The organism is Rhodovulum sp. BSW8, from assembly GCF_003314725.1.
Classification (GTDB): domain Bacteria; phylum Pseudomonadota; class Alphaproteobacteria; order Rhodobacterales; family Rhodobacteraceae; genus Rhodovulum; species Rhodovulum visakhapatnamense.
Window position 1 is genome coordinate 1 of sequence record NZ_QNVX01000005.1, and the last position, 18638, is coordinate 18638.

An 18638-nucleotide genomic window follows, 5' to 3' on the forward strand; every position below is an offset into this window, starting at 1 on the left:
CTCGACCGACTGACGGTACATCGACTCATACGCCGCAGCATCGATATGCGCCCCGGACACAAAATCCGGTTGCGGCGGGTAGATATGCTCAGTCATCTCCGTGATCCCTCTGACTGGAGTAATACCGTCTTATCCTGCGCCCGCCTTATGTCGGCAGGTCGCCATTTCAGATGGCCAGGTATTCTGCCCGGAGGGCGTCGTTCTTCAGAACTTCGGCGGCACTGCCGTCGAAAACGATCTGGCCAGTATCGAGTATGACGGCCCGGTCGGAAAGTTCCAAGGCCCGGATCGCGTTCTGTTCGACAATGACCGTGGTGATGCCCTGTTCCTTGATATGAACCAGTGTCTTTTCGATTTCGTCGACAATCACCGGGGCGAGTCCCTCATAGGGCTCGTCAAGCAAAAGCACCTTGATGTCGCGTGCCAGCGCCCGGGCGATGGCCAGCATCTGCTGCTCGCCCCCCGAGAGCGTCACGCCTTCCTGTTTCCGGCGTTCGCCGAGCCGGGGGAAAAGATCGTAAAGCCGGTCGAGCGACCAGCCCACGGGCGGCACGATCTGGGCAAGCTGCAGGTTTTCCTCGACGGTGAGGCCCGGAATGATCCGCCGGTCTTCGGGCACCAGCCCCAGGCCCGCCGCACTGGCCTGATGGGCGGCCATCCTGTGCAGGGGCGCATGGTCGAGCCAGATCTCGCCATAGGTGACCTGGGGGCTAGCCAGCCGGGCGATGGCGCGCAGCGTCGAGGTCTTGCCTGCGCCGTTGCGGCCCAGAAGCGCCAGGATCTCGCCCTCGTGGACGTTGAAGCTGACACCCTGCACGATGTAGCTTTCGCCGTAATAGGCGTGCAGGTCGTAGACGGACAGAAAGGCCGGTGCCGTCGCGGCCTGGTTGGCGTTCTTGTTGAAGTCGGGTTTGACGTTCATCTGATCCCCCTCAATGCGCCTGGCCGAGATAGGCTTCCTGCACCTTCGGATGGCCCTTGATCTTCTCGGGCACGTCCTCGACCAGCGGCGTTCCCTGGGCCAGGACCGTGATCCGGTCGGCCAGGCTGAACACGACATGCATGTCATGCTCGATGATCGCCATGGTGATGTTGCGCGTGGCCTTGATGTCTTTCAGCAGGTCGATGGTGTTGTTGGTATCGGCCCGGGCCATGCCGGCCGTGGGCTCGTCCAGCAGCAGCAGCTTGGGCTCCTGCACAAGACACATCGCCATTTCCAGCCGCCGCTTGTCGCCGCGCGACAGGCTCGAGGCCTGCATGCCGGCCTTGTCCAGCATGTTGACGTCGTCCAGCATCTGTTCGGCCCGGGCCACGATGTCCCTTTCATGGGCCACGGATTCGAAGGCATGCATCCGGAACGCCCCGTCGCGCTTGGCGAAACAGGGGATCAGTACGTTTTCCAGCACCGTCAGGTCGCCGAAGATCTCGGGTGTCTGGAACACCCGGGAAATGCCCAGCTGGTTGATTTCGTGCGGCTTGCGCCCCAGCACCGACTGGCCGTCGAACATCACCGATCCGGTATCGGGGATCAGCTTGCCGACCAGGCAGTTCAGCAGCGTCGACTTGCCCGCGCCGTTCGGCCCGATGATCGCATGCACGGTGTTCTCGGCGACCGAGAGGTTCACGTCGCCCAGCGCCTGCAACCCGCCGAAGCGCTTGTTGACGCCCTTGACTTCAAGAATGCCCATCGCTCGTTCTCCTCATTCGGCCATGTGCGGGGCGGCGGTCGGGCGGTGTTCGGGGTCCTTGCGCTTGGGCCCGCCGGACTTGCGCCGCCGCACCAGCCGCCAGATCCGCTGCATCCCCTCGACCAGCCCGCCGGGCAGGAAGATCACCACCAGCATGAACAGGATGCCCAGCGTCAGGTGCCAGCCCTTGCCCACGAAGGGGTGGAAGCAGGCGACGATGAAATCCTCGATCCCGTCGGGCAGGACCGCGAACCAGCCATGCAGGATGCCGTCGTTGATCTTCGAGAAGATGTTCTCGAAATACTTGATGAAGCCCGCGCCCAGCACCGGCCCCATCAGGGTGCCCGCGCCGCCGAGGATGGTCATCAGCACGACCTCGCCCGAGGCGGTCCACTGCATCCGCTCGGCGCCCGCCAGCGGGTCCATCGCGGCCAGCAGCCCGCCCGCAAGTCCCGCATACATGCCCGAGATCACGAAGGCCGCCAGCGTATAGGGGCGCGAGTTGAGCCCGGTATAGTTCATGCGCGTCTGGTTGGTCTTGATCGCGCGCAGCATCATCCCGAAGGGCGAGCGGAAGATCCTGAGGCTGAGATAGAAGGCCAGGATCGCGATCACCGCGCAAAAATAGTAACCCACGTTGAAGGTGAAGACCCAGCCGCCCAGATCGACCTGGGCCGAGTTGCGCATCACCAGACCGAAGAGATGCGGGCTGGTGGGCGCGCCGCTGCCCGCAAGGATCTGCGGATCGCTGGCATAGACCTGCAGCCCGGTCTCGCCGTTGGTGATCGGCGTCAGCACCGAATAGGCGAGGTTATAGCTCATCTGCGCGAAGGCCAGCGTCAGGATCGAGAAATAGATGCCCGAGCGGCGCAGCGAGATGAAGCCGATCAGCAGGGCGAAGGCGGCCGAGATCACCACCGACAGCAAAAGCCCCGGCAGCACGTTGTAGCCCAGCAGTTTGTACATCCAGACCACCGTGTACGATCCCACGCCCAGGAAGGCGGCATGGCCGAAGGACAGGTAGCCGGTCAGCCCGAACAGGATGTTGAAGCCGATGGCGAAGATCCCGAAGATCGCGAATTTCTGCATCAGGTCGGGATAGCCCGCGTTGAACTGGGCAAGGCTCGATCCTTCGGGGAAGGGTTGCAGAAGGATCGGGGTCAGCAGGGTGAGGGCGATCACGATCAGCAGGAAACGGGTATCTCTGGCACTCAGTCCGAACATTGGGTCAGTCCTCCATCACGCCCTTGCGGCCCATCAGCCCGCGCGGGCGGGTCAGCAGGATCACGATTGCCACGAGGTAGATGATCACCTGGTCGATGCCGGGGATCAGGCTTTTCACCTCGTTCATCGAGGCGAAGCTTTGCAGGATGCCCAGCATGAAGCCCGCCAGAACCGCGCCGGGCAGCGAGCCCATGCCGCCGACGACGACGACGACGAAGCTGAGCACGAGGAAATCCATGCCCATGTGGTAGTTCGGCGCCAGGATCGGGGTGTACATCACGCCCGCCAGCCCCGCGACCGCGGCGGCCAGCCCGAACATCAGGGTGAAGCGGCGGTCGATGTCGATGCCCAGCAGGCCCACCGTCTCGCGGTCGGCCATGCCCGCGCGGACCACCATCCCGAAGGTGGTGAATTGCAAAAAGGCGAAGACGCCGCCGATGATCACCAGCGAGAACAGGAAATAGACCATCCGCCAGTAGGGATAGATGATGACATTGGGATCGAAGCCCAGGAGCGTGCCGAAATCGAAGCTGCCGGAAAAGGCTGCAGGCGCGCCGGTCTGGATCGGATTGGCGCCGAAGAAATACTTGATGATCTCCTGCAGCACGATCGCGAGGCCGAAGGTCACCAGGATCTGGTCGGCATGCGGCCGCTTGTAGAAATGCTTGATCAGCCCGCGCTCCATCGCAAAGCCGAGCCCGATCATCACCGGAATGGCCAGCAGGATGCCCAGGGGCACCGACCAGTCGATGATCGCACCTCCCAGATCGGGGCCGAACCAGTGTTCGACATAGGGCACCTCGACCTTCAGCGGATTGCCCAGAAAATCGGTCCGGGTCGGGTCGATCTCTTCATAGGACAGGCTCAGCAGGCGCTGCATCGTCACGGCGCAGAAGGCGCCGATCATGAACAGCGCGCCATGGGCGAAGTTCACGACCCCCAGCGTGCCGAAGATCAGCGTAAGCCCCAGCGCGATCAGCGCATAGGCCGAGCCCTTGTCGAGCCCGTTCAGGATTTGAAGGATAATGGCGTCCATGGTCCCATCCGTGCATTGAGGGAGCGTCGGACCCGCCGGGTCCGGGGCGCGGTCCGGGCCGCGCGGGAAAGGCGCGGCCCGGCCGGTATGTCAGGCAAGAGGGCGGGCGCTCAGGCGCCGTTGTTGCACTGGCCGAGGGTCGCCTCGGCGCCGCCGAACATCGGGTGATCCGGCGGATAGGTGACGTGGTCGACCGGGGTGACCTCGACGATCTCGAGGATGTCGTACTTGGTCGACGGGTTGTCCTTGCCCTTCATGACCAGCACGTCCTTGAAGCACTGGTGATCCTCGGCGCGGTAGAGGACGGGACCGTTGCCCATGCCGTCGAATTCGAAGCCTTCCAGCGCCTCGGCCACAGCGCAAGGGTCGAACGACCCCGCACGCGCCACCGCATCTGCGTAAAGCAGCGTCTGCACGTAGCAGGTATGGGCCGAGTTCGACGGCGGGCGGCCGTATTTCTCGCCGAAGGATTTCACGAAGGCCTTGGTGCCCGGATCGGAAAGCTGCCAGTTCCAGTTCATCGAGCCGTAGACGCCCTTGATGTTGTCGCCCGCGCCCTCGGCCATCAGCTCGGAATAAAGCGGCACCACGATCTCGAACTGCTTGCCGTTGACCTGCTTGTCACGCAGGCCGAACTGCACCGCCTGGGTGATCGAGTTGATCATGTCGCCGCCGTAATGGTTCAGAACCAGCACATCGGCGCCCGAGTTCAGCACCGGCGCGATATAGGACGAGAAATCGCCCGCGCCGACCGGGGTCAGAACGTTGTTGACGGTTTCCCAGCCGATCGCCTCGGTCGAGGCCTGGATCGATTCCTGCTGGGTGTAGCCCCAGGTGTAATCGGCGGTCAGGTGATAGGCGCGGCGGTCGGTCCCGTAGGCCTTTTCCAGCACCGGCGCGAGCGCCGCGCCCGACATGTAGGCGTTGAAGAAGTGGCGGAAGCCGTTCTTCTTGCGGTCCTTGCCGGTGGTGTCGTTGGAATGGGTCAGGCCCGCCATGAAGATGATGCCGGCCTCCTGGCAGAGGCCCTGCACCGCGACCGCGACGCCCGAGGACGAACCGCCGTTGATCATGACGACGCCGTCCTTCTCGATCATCGCCTTGGCCGAGGCACGGGCGGCGTCCGACTTGGTCTGGGTATCGCCGGTCACGTATTCGACCTGCTTGCCGAGGATGCCCGTGCCGTCCAGCGCCTTCGAGCTGAAGGTGTTCAGCATGCCGCCATCGCCCATGCCGTTCAGATGCTCGACCGCCAGTTCCTGGGCGCGCAGCTCGTCGAGCCCCTCGTCGGCATAGGGGCCGGTCTGCGGCACGTTGAAGCCGAAGGTGACGGTGTTTCCGCTGGGGGCGTTGGTGAAGGCCCGGGCCCGCGAGGTGAAGATGGTGGGCAGCGCCAGTCCGGCGCCGGCATACGCACCTGTCTTGATCACGCCGCGGCGTGTCAGGGTCGATTTCGTCATGGGCATCCTCCCGTGATGCTTGAATGTCGGGCCCCTGCCTCCTCTTGCCGGAGCCCAGCGCTTTACAAAGCACATTCAGTATCGGGGGTGCCGCGAAAATAAGGCAACAACTGCTTTTCCTTGCAGGATTTTTTTGTAAACAATTACACAGGGGCTTTGGGAGGGGAGTCAATAAATTGTCTTGCAGGTGCAGAAAGCCCTTGTCGGGCAACGGGAAATCGCGATGCCCCGCAGCGCGCTGACCGGCACCCGGATTCGCGAACGCCGCACGATGATCGGCATGCGCCAGGCCGATCTGGCCCGTCTCGCCGGAATATCCCCGTCCTATCTGAATCTCATCGAGCACAATCGTCGCAGAATCGGCGGAAAGCTCCTGGTCGAGCTGGCCCGCAACCTGGGCGTCGAGGCCTCGGCCCTGACCGAGGGCGCGGCCGCCGCCCTGATCGAGACCTTGCGTGAGGCCGCCGCAGGCCATGACGAGGCCGAGGCCGATCTGCCGCGGCTCGAGGAATTCGCGGGCCGGTTTCCGGGCTGGGCCGGGCTGATCGCGGACCGGCACCGCCGCGTGCGCGAGCTGGAACGCACGGTCGAGATGCTGACCGACCGCATGACCCATGACCCGTTTCTGTCGGCCTCGCTGCACGAGGTGATCTCGGCCGTGACCGCGATCCGCTCGACCGCGGCAATCCTCGCGGATACCGAGGATATCGACCCCGACTGGCAGCGCCGCTTTCACCGCAACCTCAGCGACGACAGCCGCCGCCTCGCCGAGGGCGCGCAGGCGCTGGTCGCCTATCTCGACGAGGGCACCGAAGATCCCGGGGTGCAGTCCTCGCCGCAGGAGGAGGTCGAGGCCTTCCTGCGCGCCCGCGACTGGCATCTGCCGGAACTGGAACGCAGCCTGCCGCCCGATCCGGCGCGGATCGTGGCCGAGGCGCGCGAGCTGACCTCGGGACCCGCGCGGGAACTGGCGCTGGCGCATCTGAAACGCTACCGGCGCGATGCCGAGCTGATGCCGCTTCAGCGGTTTTCCGAGGCGGCGCGGGGGGCGGCCCTCGATCCGGGGGCGCTGGCCCAGGCCTTCGGCGTCGATCCGGGGGCGGCGTTCCGGCGGCTGGCCGCGCTGCCCGAGGATCGCGCGGGCGGGCCCGTGGGGCTGGTGGCCTGCGACGGCTCGGGCACGCTGACCTTCCGCAAGCCGGTCGAGGGGTTTTCGCTGCCCCGCTTCGGCGCGGCCTGTCCGCTCTGGCCGCTTTACCAGGCGCTGTCGCGGCCGATGGCGCCGGTCCGCGCGGTGGTCGAACTGGGCGGGGCGACACCGCAACGCTTTCTGACCTATGCGATCTGCCAGCCGGTTCTGGCGGCGGGCTTCGACGGGCCGCAGGTGCTGGAGGCGGCGATGCTGATCCTGCCCGAGGGCACTGTCGCGCTGCCGCGGATGGCGGCGCAGCCGGTCGGCACGTCCTGCCGGATCTGCCCGCGTCGCGGCTGCGTCGCGCGGCGCGAGCCCTCGATCCTGGCGAACGGCTTCTGATGTCGGGTTTTGACAGGGACAGGCTTTGGGATGATAGTCGACAGACAAGCGGGGCACGAACGCCCGCACGGGGAGGGGAGAGACCGGGGATGGACAAGCGTGTCCTGCTGATCGAGGACGAGCCGAACATCATCGAGGCGATCCGGTTCATCCTGGCCCGAGACGGCTGGCGCGTCGATACCCATGCCGACGGCACCACCGCCTTCGACCGGGTCGCCGAGACCCGGCCCGATATCGTCATTCTCGACGTGATGCTGCCCGGCCGGTCGGGCTTCGACATCCTGCGCGACATCCGCGCCGATGCGGGGCTTGGCGCATTGCCGGTGCTGATGCTGACGGCCAAGGGGCAGGTTAAGGACCGCGATCTGGCCGAACGGATGGGGGCGAGCCGCTTCATGGCCAAGCCGTTCTCGAATACCGAGGTTCTGGCCTCGGTGCGGGAACTGACGGGCGCCTGAGATGGCCCGCGCGCCGCTGTTCCTGGCCCGCGAGGGGTATCGGCGGCGGCGGCTCGCGGACATGGCGCGGCTGTTGCCGGTGCTGGGGGCGGCGCTGTTTCTGGTCCCCGCGCTCGATGCCCGCGACGGGCTCGGGGCGGGCATGCTGATCTATCTGTTCAGCGCCTGGTTCGGGCTGATCCTTGCCTCGGCCTTCGTGTCCGCCCGGCTCGCGCGCGCGGCCCCGCCCGAGGGCGCAGAGCTGGCCTCCGAGCCCCCCGCCTCCGAGCCCCCCGTCTCCGAGCCCACAGCCGACCCGTCGGAGGGCGCCCGATGATCGCCTTCGACATGCTCGTCGCGATCTGTCTTTTTTACGTGGCGATCCTTTTCGGCGTCGCCTTCCTGGCCGAGCGCGGCGGCAGGCGCGGCAGCAATGCCTGGCTGCGCTCGCCTCTGGTCTACACGTTGTCGCTGTCGGTCTACTGCACCGCCTGGACCTTCTATGGTGCGGTCGGCTACGCGGCGCGCTCGGGGCTGGAATTCGTCACCATCTATCTGGGGCCGACGCTGGTGCTGATCGGCTGGTGGTGGACGCTTCGAAAGCTCGTGCGGATCGGGAAGACCCAGCGGATCACCTCGATCGCCGATCTGATCTCGTCGCGCTATGGCAAGTCGAACATGCTGGGAGTGATCGTCACGCTGATCGCGGTGGTGGGAACGACGCCCTATATCGCGCTGCAGCTGCAATCGGTCACTCTGTCCTTCGCGGTCTTTGCCGCCGCCGGTGCGCCGGGGCCGTGGCAGGTGGTCGACCTGAATGCCGCGGCCTTCAGTGTCGCCGTGGGGCTCGCGGTCTTCACCGTCTTCTTCGGCACCCGCAATCTCGATGCCAACGAACGCCATCACGGCGTCGTCACCGCCATCGCGGTCGAGGCGGTGGTCAAGCTCATTGCGCTGCTGGCGGTCGGCATCTTCGTGGTCTGGGGCATCGGCGGCGGCGCGCAGGCGACGCTGGACCGGATCGAGGCCTCGCCGCTGGCGGGCATGCCGGTGGCGCCGGGCCGCTGGATCGGGCTGACCTTCCTGGCGGGCGCCGCGATCCTGACGCTGCCCCGGATGTTCCAGGTGCTGGTGGTCGAGAACGAGGACGAACGCCATCTGGCGACCGCGGCCTGGGCCTTTCCGGGTTATGTCTTCCTGATGAGCCTGTTCGTGGTGCCCATCGCCGCGATCGGGCTGGCCGAGATGCCGCCCGGCGCCAACCCCGATCTTTTCGTTCTGACCCTGCCGCTGGCGCAGGGCCGGGACGGGTTGGCGACGCTGGCCTTTCTGGGCGGGTTCTCGTCGGCCACCTCGATGGTGATCGTGGCCGCCATCGCGCTGTCGACCATGGTCTCGAACCATATCGTCATGCCGCTTTTCCTGCACTGGACGCGGGCGGGCGCCACCATGTCGGGCGATGTCCGCACGCTGGTGTTGCGCGCGCGGCGGCTCTCGATCGGGGGGGTGCTGCTGCTGGGCTATCTCTACTACCGGCTGACCGGCGGAAGCGAGGCGCTGGCCGAGATCGGGCTGATCTCGTTTGCGGGCGTGGCCCAGTTCCTGCCTGCGCTTCTGGGCGGCATCCTGTGGCGCGGCGCAACCCGGGCAGGCGCCCTGGCCGGGCTGACCCTCGGGTTCGCGCTCTGGGCCTACACGTTGTTCCTGCCCAGCTTCGGCGAGGGCGCGGTGATGAGCGCGGGGCTGCTGGCCGACGGCCCCTGGGGCATCGGCTGGCTGCGGCCGCAGGGGCTGTTCGGGCTCGACGGGCTCGATCCGCTTGTCCATGCGGTGGTGTTCTCGATGGGGGCCAATGCGCTGGCCTTCACGCTGGTGTCGCTGCTGGATTTCCCCGGTCCCATGGAGCGGCTGCAGGCGGCCCAGTTCGTCAACGTGTTCGACCATTCGCCCGCCGGGCAGGGCTGGAGCCAGGGCCGGGCCGAGGCCGAGGACCTGTTGTTGATGGCGCAGCGCATCCTCGGTGCCGACGATGCCCAGCGGCTGTTCCAGCGCGCCGCGGCCGATCAGGGCAAGCAGGGCTATCTGCCCGATACGACCCCCGAATTCCTGCGCACGCTGGAACGCAAGCTGGCCGGGTCGGTGGGCGCGGCCACGGCCCATGCCATGGTCGGCCAGATCGTCGGGCGGTCGTCGGTCTCGGTCGAGGATCTGATGAAGGTCGCCGACGAAACCGCGCAGATGATGGAATATTCCAGCCAGCTCGAGGCCAAGTCCGAGGAACTGGCCCGCACCGCCCGGCAGCTGCGCGAGGTCAACGAAAAGCTGACCGAGCTGTCGGTGCAGAAGGACGCCTTTCTCAGCCAGATCAGCCACGAGCTGCGCACGCCGATGACCTCGATCCGGGCCTTTTCCGAGATCCTGATGGAAGACGATGCGCTGCCGCCCGAGCGGCTGGCCGATTATTCGCGGATCATCCATCAGGAAAGCATGCGGCTGACCCGGTTGCTCGACGACCTGCTGGATCTTTCGGTGCTGGAAAACGGCCAGGTGTCGCTGCATCCGCAGCCGGTCAGCCTTTCGGATCTGCTGGACCGGTCTGTGGCTGCGGCCGGGGGGAGGTCGGGCCGGGCGCCGATGGCGATCCGTCGCGATCCGGCGGCCGAGCGGGTGGACCTGATCACCGATGGCGACCGGCTGAGCCAGGTCTTCATCAACCTCGTGTCGAATGCGCAGAAATACTGCGATGCCGCCGATCCGGTCCTGACCATTTCGGTGACCGAGGCCGAGGGCCGCGTGGCCGTCGATTTCATCGACAATGGCAGCGGCATCCCCGACCGCAGCCAGTCGATCATCTTCGAGAAATTCTCGCGCCTGTCCGATCCGCGCAAGGCGGGCGGCGCGGGGCTGGGGCTTGCGATCTGCCGCGAGATCATGGTCCGGCTTGGCGGGTCCATCGTCTATCTGCCGGGGCGGGGCGGGGCGGCCTTCCGCGTGACGCTTCCGAGCCGCTGTGCCGAGGCGGCCTGAAATCGGTCGCATTTTAGAGGCAACCCTTTCTAAACCTTGAGCGGTCTATCACCGGGAAGAACCCTTCGGGAACGGCGATCGAGAACGGGCGCGACATGGCAGAGAACGGACATCAGGCAATCCTGCGGCGAATCCTCGGTGAAGACCGGGTGTCGCTGGGCGGGGCGCGGGGCGGCGGCAGCGACGGGGTCGCGGCGATGCGGCTTGAAACGGCACGCGCTACGCGCGAGGCTTTCGGGCTGACCGCCCTGGTCGAGGAGTGCAAGGCCGAACGGACCGGTCTGCCGGAGATCGAGGCCGAGGTGACCGACGAGTCGTTGCCGATCCTGCTGCGCGGCCCCGACGGACGGCTTGGCCTCGTGGTCTATTCCGCGGATTTGGCGATGGCGCTGCTGGAATGGCGGCTGGTGGGTTTCCTGTCGGAAACCGCGCCGCCCGCGCGGACCCTGACCGCGACCGACGCGGCGGTTCTGGCCGATCTGACCGATCCGATTCTGACCCGCTTCGCGCGCGCCATGAAAGAGGCCAGCGGCGCCGACTGGGCCAGCGGCTTTGCCCAGGGCGCACGGATCGACGATCCGCGCCATGTGCCCTTGCTGATGGCGGCGGGACGTTACCGGCTCTATCGGCTGAAGCTTGTGGCCGGGCGCGGGCGCAGCGGCGGCCTGATCATCGCCTTGCCCGAGGCGGCGCCTGTGGCGCGGCCGAAACCCGCGGACAAGGTTGCGCGGCCCTGGCCCGAGGCGCTGCGCGCCGGGGTGCTGGGGGCCGAGCTGTCGCTGAACGCGGTGCTCTGGCGGACCCGGATGTCGGCGGCCGGAATCGCGCGGCTGAAACCCGGCGATCTGCTGCCGCTGCCCTCTGCGGCACTGGGCGCGGTCCAGCTCGAAGGGCCGGGCGGCGTGGTGATCGCGGGCGGTCGCCTTGGCCAGGCCCATGGCGACCGCGCGATCAAGCTCGACAGCGAGGCCGGCGCGGCGGACGAACCCGGCTTTGGCGGCGGCATGCTGGACGAGGGCGGTTTGGGCACGGGTCTGCCCGGGGGCGATCCGCTGCAGATCGGGGCCGACCTGCCGCTGGACGCGGGCGGCTTCCCCTTCGGCGAGGCGGCCGAAGAGGGCGGGCTCGACTTCGCGGCCGAGGGATTCCCGGCGGGGGGGCTCGATCTTGGGACCGGGGATTTCCCCTTCGATCCGGGCGGGCTCGACAGCGATCTGGAGAACGCCCTGCAAAACGACCTCGACATCGGCGGGTTCGGTGCTGCGCCGCTCGATCTGTCCGAGGAGTTTCCGGCCGCGTCGGCCTAGATCCTGCCCTCGGCCCCGGGGCGGAGCCCGACCCGGCCGCCGTCGATTGCGTGAATGCGTCCCATGCGCGGCGCCCGATCCCGGCCGCCAGACCCGCGCGTTTCGTCCATGGCCGCCGCCCCGGCGGGGGCCGGTCGGCGCGGGGCCAGGGCGCACTGCGATGTCTGGCGCGGTCCGGATCAGTCGCGGCGTCTCAGCCAGTCCATGATCGCCGGGCGGACCGATTGCGCGCCGCTGGCGCGCGCCGTGTCGATCACCGCGCGGGCCTCGGCCAGATTGCTGCGCCTCAGCATATGCTTGACCGGCCCGATCGAGGCCGGGCGCATCGACAGCGACCGCAGCCCGATGGCAGCGAAACACAGCGCCTCGACCGGCCGGCCCGCATCCTCGCCGCAGAAAGACAGCGGCGTGCCGGTATCCTCGCAACGCTTGACGATCTGTTCGAGGAAGCTCAGGAAGCTCACATTCAGCGTATCATACCGCCGCCGCACCCGCTCGTTCTCGCGGTCGGCGGCGAAGAAGAACTGTTTCAGGTCGTTGCCGCCGATCGAGATGAAGTCGGCCTCTTCGTAGAATTGCCGGGGCGAGAACGCCATCGAGGGCGTTTCCAGCATCGCGCCGATCTCGACCTTTTCGGGCAGCGGGCGGCCCAGCCGCCCCTCGCGGTCGATCTCGCACATCAGATGGTCGCGCGCGATGCGGAATTCGTCGAGCTGGGCCACGAAAGGGAACATCACCGACAGCGGCCGCCCGTTCGCGGCCCGGATCAGCGCCTGCAGCTGCATCCGCAGCACCCCGGGCCGGTCGAGCCCCACCCGGATCGCGCGCCAGCCAAGCGCGGGGTTCGGCTCGTCCTGCGGCTTCATGTAGGACAGCACCTTGTCCGACCCGATATCGAGGGTGCGGAACACCACGCGCCTGCCCTCGGCCGCATCCATCACCCGGGCATAAAGCGCCGCGACCTCGCTGCGCTTCGGCACCTTCGAGCGGACCAGAAACTGCAACTCGGTGCGGAACAGGCCCACGCCCTCGGCGCCCGAGCTTTCCAGCGAGGGCAGGTCGGCCATCAGGCCCGCATTCATGTGCAGCGCGATCCGCTGGCCGCACAGCGTCAGCGCCGGTTCCTTTCGGATCGTGGCATAGCGCTGCTGCGCTTTGGCCTGCATCGCGATCTTGTCGTTGAAGGCGGTCGCGACGGTTTCCTCGGGGCGCAGATGCACGATGCCCTGTTCGCCATCGACGAGGATCGGGTCGCCGTTCAGCGCCTCGGTGGTGATCCGCTGGGCATTGACGATCAGCGGGATCGCCAGCGCGCGGGCGACGACGGCGGCATGGCTGCCGACCGAGCCCTCTTCCAGCACCACGCCGCGCAGCGACCGGCCGTAATCCAGCAATTCGCCCGGCCCGATATTGCGCGCGATCAGGATCGGGTCGGCCGGACGCTCGGCGCCGGTATGCTCGCCCTGGCCGGTCAGGATGCGCAACAGCCGGTTCGACAGGTCGTCGAGATCGTGCAGCCGCTCGCGCAGATAGGGGTCGGGCACGGTCTGCATGCGCGCGCGCGCGGCCGACTGTTCCTTTTCCACTGCCGCCTCGGCCGACAGGCCGCGGGCGATGTCTTCTTCCATCCGCCGCTTCCAGCCGCGGGAATTGGCGAACATGCGGTAGGCTTCCAACACCTGCAGCTGGTCCTTGTCGCCGCCCGGCGCCGCGTTCAGCATTTCATCGACGGTGACGCGCAGCCGGTCCACGGCCTCGTGAAGCCGCCGCATCTCGGTCTCGAAATCGTCGGCGATGGGGTTGGTGATGACGACGCGCGGCTCGTGCAGCCAGACATGGCCGACCGCCACGCCCTCCTGACCGACCGTGCCCTGGAACATTACCGGCCGTTGGTGCAGCGCCGCCAGCGCCTCGCCCTCGCCGACGAAGGCCCCCAGCTCGGTCATCTCGGCCAGCACCATGGCCACGACTTCCAGCGCATAGACCTCGTCGTCGGAATATTGCCGGGCTTCCTTGGACTGCACCACCAGCACACCCAGCCGTTCGCCCAGCCGCTGGATCGGCACGCCGAGGAAGGCCGAGAAGATTTCCTCGCCGGTCTCGGGCATGTAACGGAAGCCGCGTTCCTGGGGCGCGTTGCCGGTATTGATCGGGCGGGCGGTCTTGGCGACGCGGCCGACCAGACCTTCGCCCACGCGCAGCCGGGTCTGGTGCACCGACTCGGGCTTAAGCCCCTCGGTGGCGCAAAGTTCCAGCGTGTCGGCATCGCGAAACAGGTAGATCGAGCACACATGCGTGCCCATCTGTCCGGCGATCAGCGCCGTGATCCGGTCCAGCCGTTCCTGGCCCGCTGCCGGCTCGGCAAGGGCCTCGCGCAGGCGAACAAGCAGCCTACGGCTTGCACTCTCAGTCGGGTCGGGCATCTGCCCCCGCGTCAGGCTGCGTTTTCCAATCCGAACGCATCATGGAGGGCTTGCACGGCAAGTTCCATATATTTCCGGTCGATCAGGACGGAAATCTTGATCTCGGAAGTTGTAATGACCCGGATGTTTATTCCTTCGGCGGCGAGCGCATCGAACATTGTCGAGGCGACGCCCGCATGGCTGCGCATCCCGATGCCCACGACCGAAACCTTGGCCACGTCGGTATCGGCAACCAGCTCGCGGAAATTGACCTCGCCCGCGTCCTTGGTCTTGTTCATGGCCTCGCGGGCACGCGCGACCTGATTGACCGGACAGGAGAAGGTCATGTCGGTGCGCCCCTCTTCCGAGATGTTCTGCACGATCATGTCGACATTGACGCCCGCCTTGGCCAGCGGCCCGAAGATCGCGGCGGCGATGCCGGGGCGGTCGGCCACCGAGATCAGGGTCATCTTGGCCTCGTCGCGCGAATAGGCGACGCCGGAAACCACGTTCTGTTCCACAATATCCTCCTCGTCGCAGACGAGCGTGCCCGAGTTTTCGTCGGTGTCCTCGAAACTGGAAAGCACCCGCAATTTCACCTTGTAGCGCATCGCCAGCTCGACCGAGCGGGTCTGCAGCACCTTGGCGCCGAGGCTCGCGAGTTCCAGCATCTCTTCGAAGGCGATACGGTCGAGCTTGCGCGCCTTGTCCTCGATCCGCGGGTCGGTGGTATAGACCCCGTCGACATCGGTATAGATGTCGCAGCGCACCGCGTCGAAGGCGGCGGCAAAGGCCACGGCCGTGGTGTCCGACCCGCCCCGCCCCAGCGTGGTGATGCGGCCCTCGGAGCTGATGCCCTGAAAGCCCGCGACCACCGCGACCTTCATGCCCTCGGCGAATTTCTGGTCGATATTGGCGCGCGGAATGGCCTCGATTCGCGCCGCCGAATGGGCCGAGCTGGTCCTCAGCGGCACCTGCCAGCCCTGCCAGCTGCGCGCGGGCACGTCCATTTCCTGCAGCGTCAGCGCCATCAGCCCGGCGGTCACGTTCTCGCCGGAACTCACGACGGCATCGTATTCGCGTGCGTCGAACAGCGGCGAGGTCTGTTCGACCCAGCCCACCAGCTCGTTCGTCTTGCCGGACATGGCCGAGACCACGACGATCACGTCATAGCCCCGCTCGACCTCGCGCTTGACCTTCTCGGCGGCATTCCTGACCCGCGCGAGATCGGCCACCGAGGTGCCCCCGAATTTCATCACCAGAACCGGCATCGTCGCCCGTCTCGTCCCTGCGCTTTCGTTCCGGGATGCTCTATGGGAAGGCGCGCCGGAGGGCAAGATCAATAGGGATGGGGGCGCCCGTCCCAGGTCTCGAAACAGCCGGTCGTCTCGAGGCTCAGCGCCTCGAACCGGGCGGCCAGCCCCTCTGCCGCTTGATCGGCCGAGATATCGCCGCCTTCGCCGCCCATGTCGGTGCGCACCCATCCGGGATGGTAGATGCCGACGGCGATGCCGCGCGGTTTCAGGTCGGTGGCGAGGTTGCGCCCGAGATTGAGCGCGGCCGCCTTCGAGGCGCGATAGATATAGGACCCGCCGGGCGCACGTTCGTCCGAGGCCATCTGCGACGAGATGATGGCGATCCGCGGCCGGTCCGACCGGCTCAGCAGGGGCAGCATCGCCTGCACGGTCAGGAAGACGCCGGTCACGTTGGTCGCGAACATCTGCGCCCACATCTCGGGCGGATAGCCGTCGTCCGGCGTCTGGTTGCGGTCGAGAAAGGCGCCCGCGTTGCAGACCAGAAGGTCGAGCGCGGCGTCGCCCAGGCTTTCGGCCAACCCGCGCTGCGCCTTGGAGTCGGTCACATCGAGCGGCATCCAGCGCGCGCCCTCGACCCGGGGCGGAGCGTCGGTCCGGGCGGTGCCGATGGGCGCGAGGCCGCGCCCGGCATAGAGTTGCAGCAATCCGAGGCCGATGCCCCGGTTCGCGCCGGTGATCAGAGGGGTCATGGCGGGGTCCTTCAATTGGTCTTGCGGCTGGGCAGGAAGGGCAGGGGCGCGACCGGGATTCCGTCCTCGATCAGCCGCAGTGCCTCGTCGGCGCGGGCTTCGCCATGGATCGGGCGTGCGGGGCTGAGGCCGGCATGCATGTCGCGCGCCTCCTGCACGAAGCGAAGCCCGACATAGTCGGACTTTTCCTCGATGCGTTTGCGCAGATCCGCCAGGGCCTGTTCGGCCGGGTGTGCCGGGGCCGAAAGCGTCGGCGCCGATTGCGTCCGTTCGGGCGGGGCGGGATCGGCCCCGGGCCGGTCGGTCGCGACGTTCGGCGCCATCAGTGCCTTCGAGACGGTGCCATTGCCGCAGACCGCACAGGTCACATGGCCGCCGGACAGCAGCGTGTCGAAGGCCGAGGCCGACTGGAACCAGCTTTCGAAGCGGTGCCCGTCGGCACAGGTAAGCGCGTAGCGGATCATTCGAAAATCCTGTTGGCAGGACAGGGCGATACTTATGCGCCCGGCTCGGGATTGCAACTCCGCGCTTGACCCGAGGGCGCGACGGAATAGGTGCAGTTTCGCACGAATACAGCACATGGATGATCCCCGATGCGCCCTGCCATACTTCCGGTTGTCGCGGCTGTTCTCCTGTGCGCCGGTCCGGGCGCGGCAGACGGCTTTCGGTTCGCCTCGATCGACGGCGGCGAGATCGACCTTTCGGCCTTTCATGGCCAGCCGGTGCTGGTGGTCAACACCGCCTCGCAATGCGGCTTCACCCCGCAATATGACGGGTTGCAGGCGCTTCAGGACCGGTACGGCCCGCGCGGGCTGGTGGTGCTGGCGGTCCCGTCCGACGACTTCAACCAGGAATTGGCCGACGAGGCCGCGGTCAAGGAGTTCTGCGAGGTCAATTTCGGGCTGACCCTGCCGATGACCGAGATCACCCATGTGAAGGGCCCCGAGGCGCATCCCTTCTACCGCTGGATGGCAGAGGCGCATGGGTTCACCCCCGGCTGGAATTTCAACAAGGTGCTGCTGGACGGCGAGGGCAGCCCGGTCGCGACCTATGGCGCGTTCACGACGCCGAAATCGGCCAAGCTGACCGCGCGGATCGAAAGCCTTTTGCCGGAATAGGATCGAAACGGTGGGCGACCGCCGCAATGGCTGTCATGAAACCGTCAGAAATCGAGGTGCGGCGCAGAAAGCGATGCGCCCGGTCCCCGATTGGGTCTTCCGGCAGGCCGACTTTGCAGAGCGTTTTAGATCGATTTTAAATACGGGTTCATGATTTCGTCGGTTATCGGGAAGAAATTCCGTTTCGACCTGTAACGCATGACCCAGAAAGGTAAATCGTAATAGGCGCAAGCAAGATTAGAAACACGCACGGGTTGAAACGCGGCGCGTCGGCGGCCATCTTTCGCGAGTGCCGACCTGGTCGTTGCCGGAGCCTTCGCATGATCCGCGCCTTTGCCGCCATCGCCTTGCCGCCAGAGATCCGCGAAAGCCTCGTGCGGCTTCAGGCCGGGCTGCCTTCGGGGCGCCCGGCGCCGCCGGAAAACCTGCATCTCACCCTTGTTTTTCTGGGCGAGCTGCCCGAGCCGGTGCTTGAGGACGTGCATCTGGCCTTTGCCGCGATCCGGGCCGATCGGTTCGATCTTACGCTTTCGGGGCTGGGGCTCTTCGGCGGGGCGCGGCCCAGAAATCTGCATGCCTGTCTGCTCGAAAACGCGGCGCTTTGCCATTTGCAGGCGCGGCTGGAAACGGCCGCGCGGCGCGCGGGCGCGTCGCCGGAACGGCGGCGTTTTTCCCCGCATGTCACGCTGGCCACGCTGCGCCCTGGGCAGGGCGATCCGGGGCGGCTGGAACGGGCCGTGATTGCAGGTTCGGACTTTCGGGCCGGGCCCTTTCCTGTCGAGTCTTTCGGACTTTATCGGTCCGAGCTGGGGCGAAATGGGGCGGTTCACACAGAATTGGCCCAATATGCGTTATTCTCTTCGCAGCTTGCATTTCCTGGGCCATAATACCGTAAAAAGGGAGGAGACATGTTCTGGACCGTTCACCCCGGGCACGGGCTCGGGTCATTGTCCTTTGGGATGACCCCCGAAGACGTGAAAGCGCAGCCGGGCCTTGGCAGGCCCGGGCATGTCTATCGCGGCAGCCGCGGCCGGGTGATGGAATATCGTGGCCTTGCCGTGCCGATTTGCGAATACGGCCCCGGAGGGCTGAATTGCATCATCGCCGGACGCAAGGTGGCGGGGGTGCGGTTTCAGGGCACGAACATCTTCGACACCGACCCCGAGGCCATCGTGCGGCTGCTGGAAAGCCGGCTGGGCCCCGCCCAGCTTTGCCAGGAACAGCTCTGCTTTCCCAAGGCGGGCCTGCTGCTGGGCGGGTTCTTCGACGCCCATGACAAGTGCTTCTTCCGCCCCGACGCCGAATATCACGACGAACGCAGCGTGACGATCTACATGCCCGGCGCCTGCGGCCTCTCCTGCGAGACCGAGCACGAGCTGGTGAGTTTTCTCTAGCGCGCG

General features: G+C 66.6%; 17 protein-coding genes. 8 read left to right on the forward strand and 9 right to left on the reverse strand.

The genetic code is table 11. From position 1 onward, the window contains the following. Nucleotides 1-166: 166 nt before the first annotated feature. The 5 genes from DSD19_RS02225 to DSD19_RS02245 all read right to left on the reverse strand — a co-directional run bounded on the left by DSD19_RS02225 (nucleotide 167) and on the right by DSD19_RS02245 (nucleotide 5408). The gene (locus tag DSD19_RS02225; protein ID WP_075785074.1) at nucleotides 167-922 is read right to left on the reverse strand and encodes an ABC transporter ATP-binding protein; all 756 of its coding nucleotides are present in this window, start codon (nucleotides 920-922) and stop codon (nucleotides 167-169) included. Between the two features lie 10 nt (nucleotides 923-932). Next, nucleotides 933-1688: an ABC transporter ATP-binding protein gene (locus tag DSD19_RS02230; protein WP_113668384.1), complete on the reverse strand. Its 756-nt coding sequence runs from the start codon at nucleotides 1686-1688 to the stop codon at nucleotides 933-935. A 12-nt stretch (nucleotides 1689-1700) separates the two neighbouring features. Beyond that, nucleotides 1701-2912: a branched-chain amino acid ABC transporter permease gene (locus DSD19_RS02235; RefSeq protein WP_075785076.1), complete on the reverse strand. Its 1212-nt coding sequence runs from the start codon at nucleotides 2910-2912 to the stop codon at nucleotides 1701-1703. A gap of 4 nt (nucleotides 2913-2916) precedes the next feature. Then, nucleotides 2917-3948, reverse strand: a complete 1032-nt coding sequence (locus tag DSD19_RS02240; protein ID WP_075785077.1) for a branched-chain amino acid ABC transporter permease — start codon at nucleotides 3946-3948, stop codon at nucleotides 2917-2919. Between the two features lie 110 nt (nucleotides 3949-4058). Further along, the gene (locus DSD19_RS02245; RefSeq protein WP_075785078.1) at nucleotides 4059-5408 is read right to left on the reverse strand and encodes a substrate-binding protein; all 1350 of its coding nucleotides are present in this window, start codon (nucleotides 5406-5408) and stop codon (nucleotides 4059-4061) included. Between the two features lie 223 nt (nucleotides 5409-5631). Between DSD19_RS02245 and DSD19_RS02250 the strand changes: the two genes are divergently transcribed. The 5 genes from DSD19_RS02250 (at nucleotide 5632) to DSD19_RS02270 (ending at nucleotide 11713) form a co-directional block, all read left to right on the forward strand. Further along, nucleotides 5632-6942 (forward strand): helix-turn-helix transcriptional regulator, encoded by a 1311-nt coding sequence (locus DSD19_RS02250; protein WP_075785079.1) that lies wholly within the window; start codon nucleotides 5632-5634, stop codon nucleotides 6940-6942. A gap of 89 nt (nucleotides 6943-7031) precedes the next feature. Beyond that, nucleotides 7032-7400: a response regulator transcription factor gene (locus DSD19_RS02255; RefSeq protein ID WP_075785080.1), complete on the forward strand. Its 369-nt coding sequence runs from the start codon at nucleotides 7032-7034 to the stop codon at nucleotides 7398-7400. A 1-nt stretch (nucleotide 7401) separates the two neighbouring features. Beyond that, the gene (locus DSD19_RS02260) at nucleotides 7402-7716 is read left to right on the forward strand and encodes a hypothetical protein (RefSeq protein WP_113668385.1); all 315 of its coding nucleotides are present in this window, start codon (nucleotides 7402-7404) and stop codon (nucleotides 7714-7716) included. Further along, nucleotides 7713-10406 carry an ATP-binding protein gene (locus tag DSD19_RS02265; protein ID WP_113668386.1) on the forward strand — a complete coding sequence of 898 codons (2694 nt, stop codon included), beginning with the start codon at nucleotides 7713-7715 and terminating at the stop codon, nucleotides 10404-10406. The genes DSD19_RS02260 and DSD19_RS02265 overlap by 4 nt, the downstream gene beginning before the upstream one ends. A 95-nt stretch (nucleotides 10407-10501) precedes the next feature. Beyond that, nucleotides 10502-11713, forward strand: coding sequence for a FliM/FliN family flagellar motor switch protein (locus DSD19_RS02270; protein ID WP_113668387.1), 1212 nt, complete (start codon nucleotides 10502-10504; stop codon nucleotides 11711-11713). Between the two features lie 179 nt (nucleotides 11714-11892). Here the strand turns inward: DSD19_RS02270 and ptsP are convergent, their stop codons facing one another. From ptsP to DSD19_RS02290, 4 genes are all read right to left on the reverse strand, one after another. Further along, a complete protein-coding gene (gene ptsP / locus DSD19_RS02275; protein ID WP_075785083.1) occupies nucleotides 11893-14136 on the reverse strand; it encodes a phosphoenolpyruvate--protein phosphotransferase in 2244 nt (747 codons plus the stop codon). A gap of 11 nt (nucleotides 14137-14147) precedes the next feature. After that, nucleotides 14148-15386, reverse strand: coding sequence for an aspartate kinase (locus DSD19_RS02280; RefSeq protein ID WP_113668388.1), 1239 nt, complete (start codon nucleotides 15384-15386; stop codon nucleotides 14148-14150). A 68-nt stretch (nucleotides 15387-15454) separates the two neighbouring features. Continuing rightward, nucleotides 15455-16120: an SDR family oxidoreductase gene (locus DSD19_RS02285; protein WP_113668389.1), complete on the reverse strand. Its 666-nt coding sequence runs from the start codon at nucleotides 16118-16120 to the stop codon at nucleotides 15455-15457. 11 nt (nucleotides 16121-16131) lie between these two features. Beyond that, on the reverse strand, nucleotides 16132-16584 hold the full coding sequence (locus tag DSD19_RS02290; protein WP_113668390.1) for a DUF1178 family protein: 453 nt from the start codon (nucleotides 16582-16584) through the stop codon (nucleotides 16132-16134). A 129-nt stretch (nucleotides 16585-16713) separates the two neighbouring features. Here DSD19_RS02290 and DSD19_RS02295 point away from each other — a divergent pair, with 129 nt between their 5' ends. From DSD19_RS02295 to DSD19_RS02305, 3 genes are all read left to right on the forward strand, one after another. After that, nucleotides 16714-17238 carry a glutathione peroxidase gene (locus DSD19_RS02295; protein ID WP_075785087.1) on the forward strand — a complete coding sequence of 175 codons (525 nt, stop codon included), beginning with the start codon at nucleotides 16714-16716 and terminating at the stop codon, nucleotides 17236-17238. Between the two features lie 320 nt (nucleotides 17239-17558). Beyond that, the gene (thpR, locus tag DSD19_RS02300; protein WP_113668391.1) at nucleotides 17559-18125 is read left to right on the forward strand and encodes an RNA 2',3'-cyclic phosphodiesterase; all 567 of its coding nucleotides are present in this window, start codon (nucleotides 17559-17561) and stop codon (nucleotides 18123-18125) included. A gap of 21 nt (nucleotides 18126-18146) precedes the next feature. Then, nucleotides 18147-18632, forward strand: a complete 486-nt coding sequence (locus tag DSD19_RS02305) for a hypothetical protein (protein WP_113668392.1) — start codon at nucleotides 18147-18149, stop codon at nucleotides 18630-18632. Nucleotides 18633-18638 lie beyond the last annotated feature (6 nt).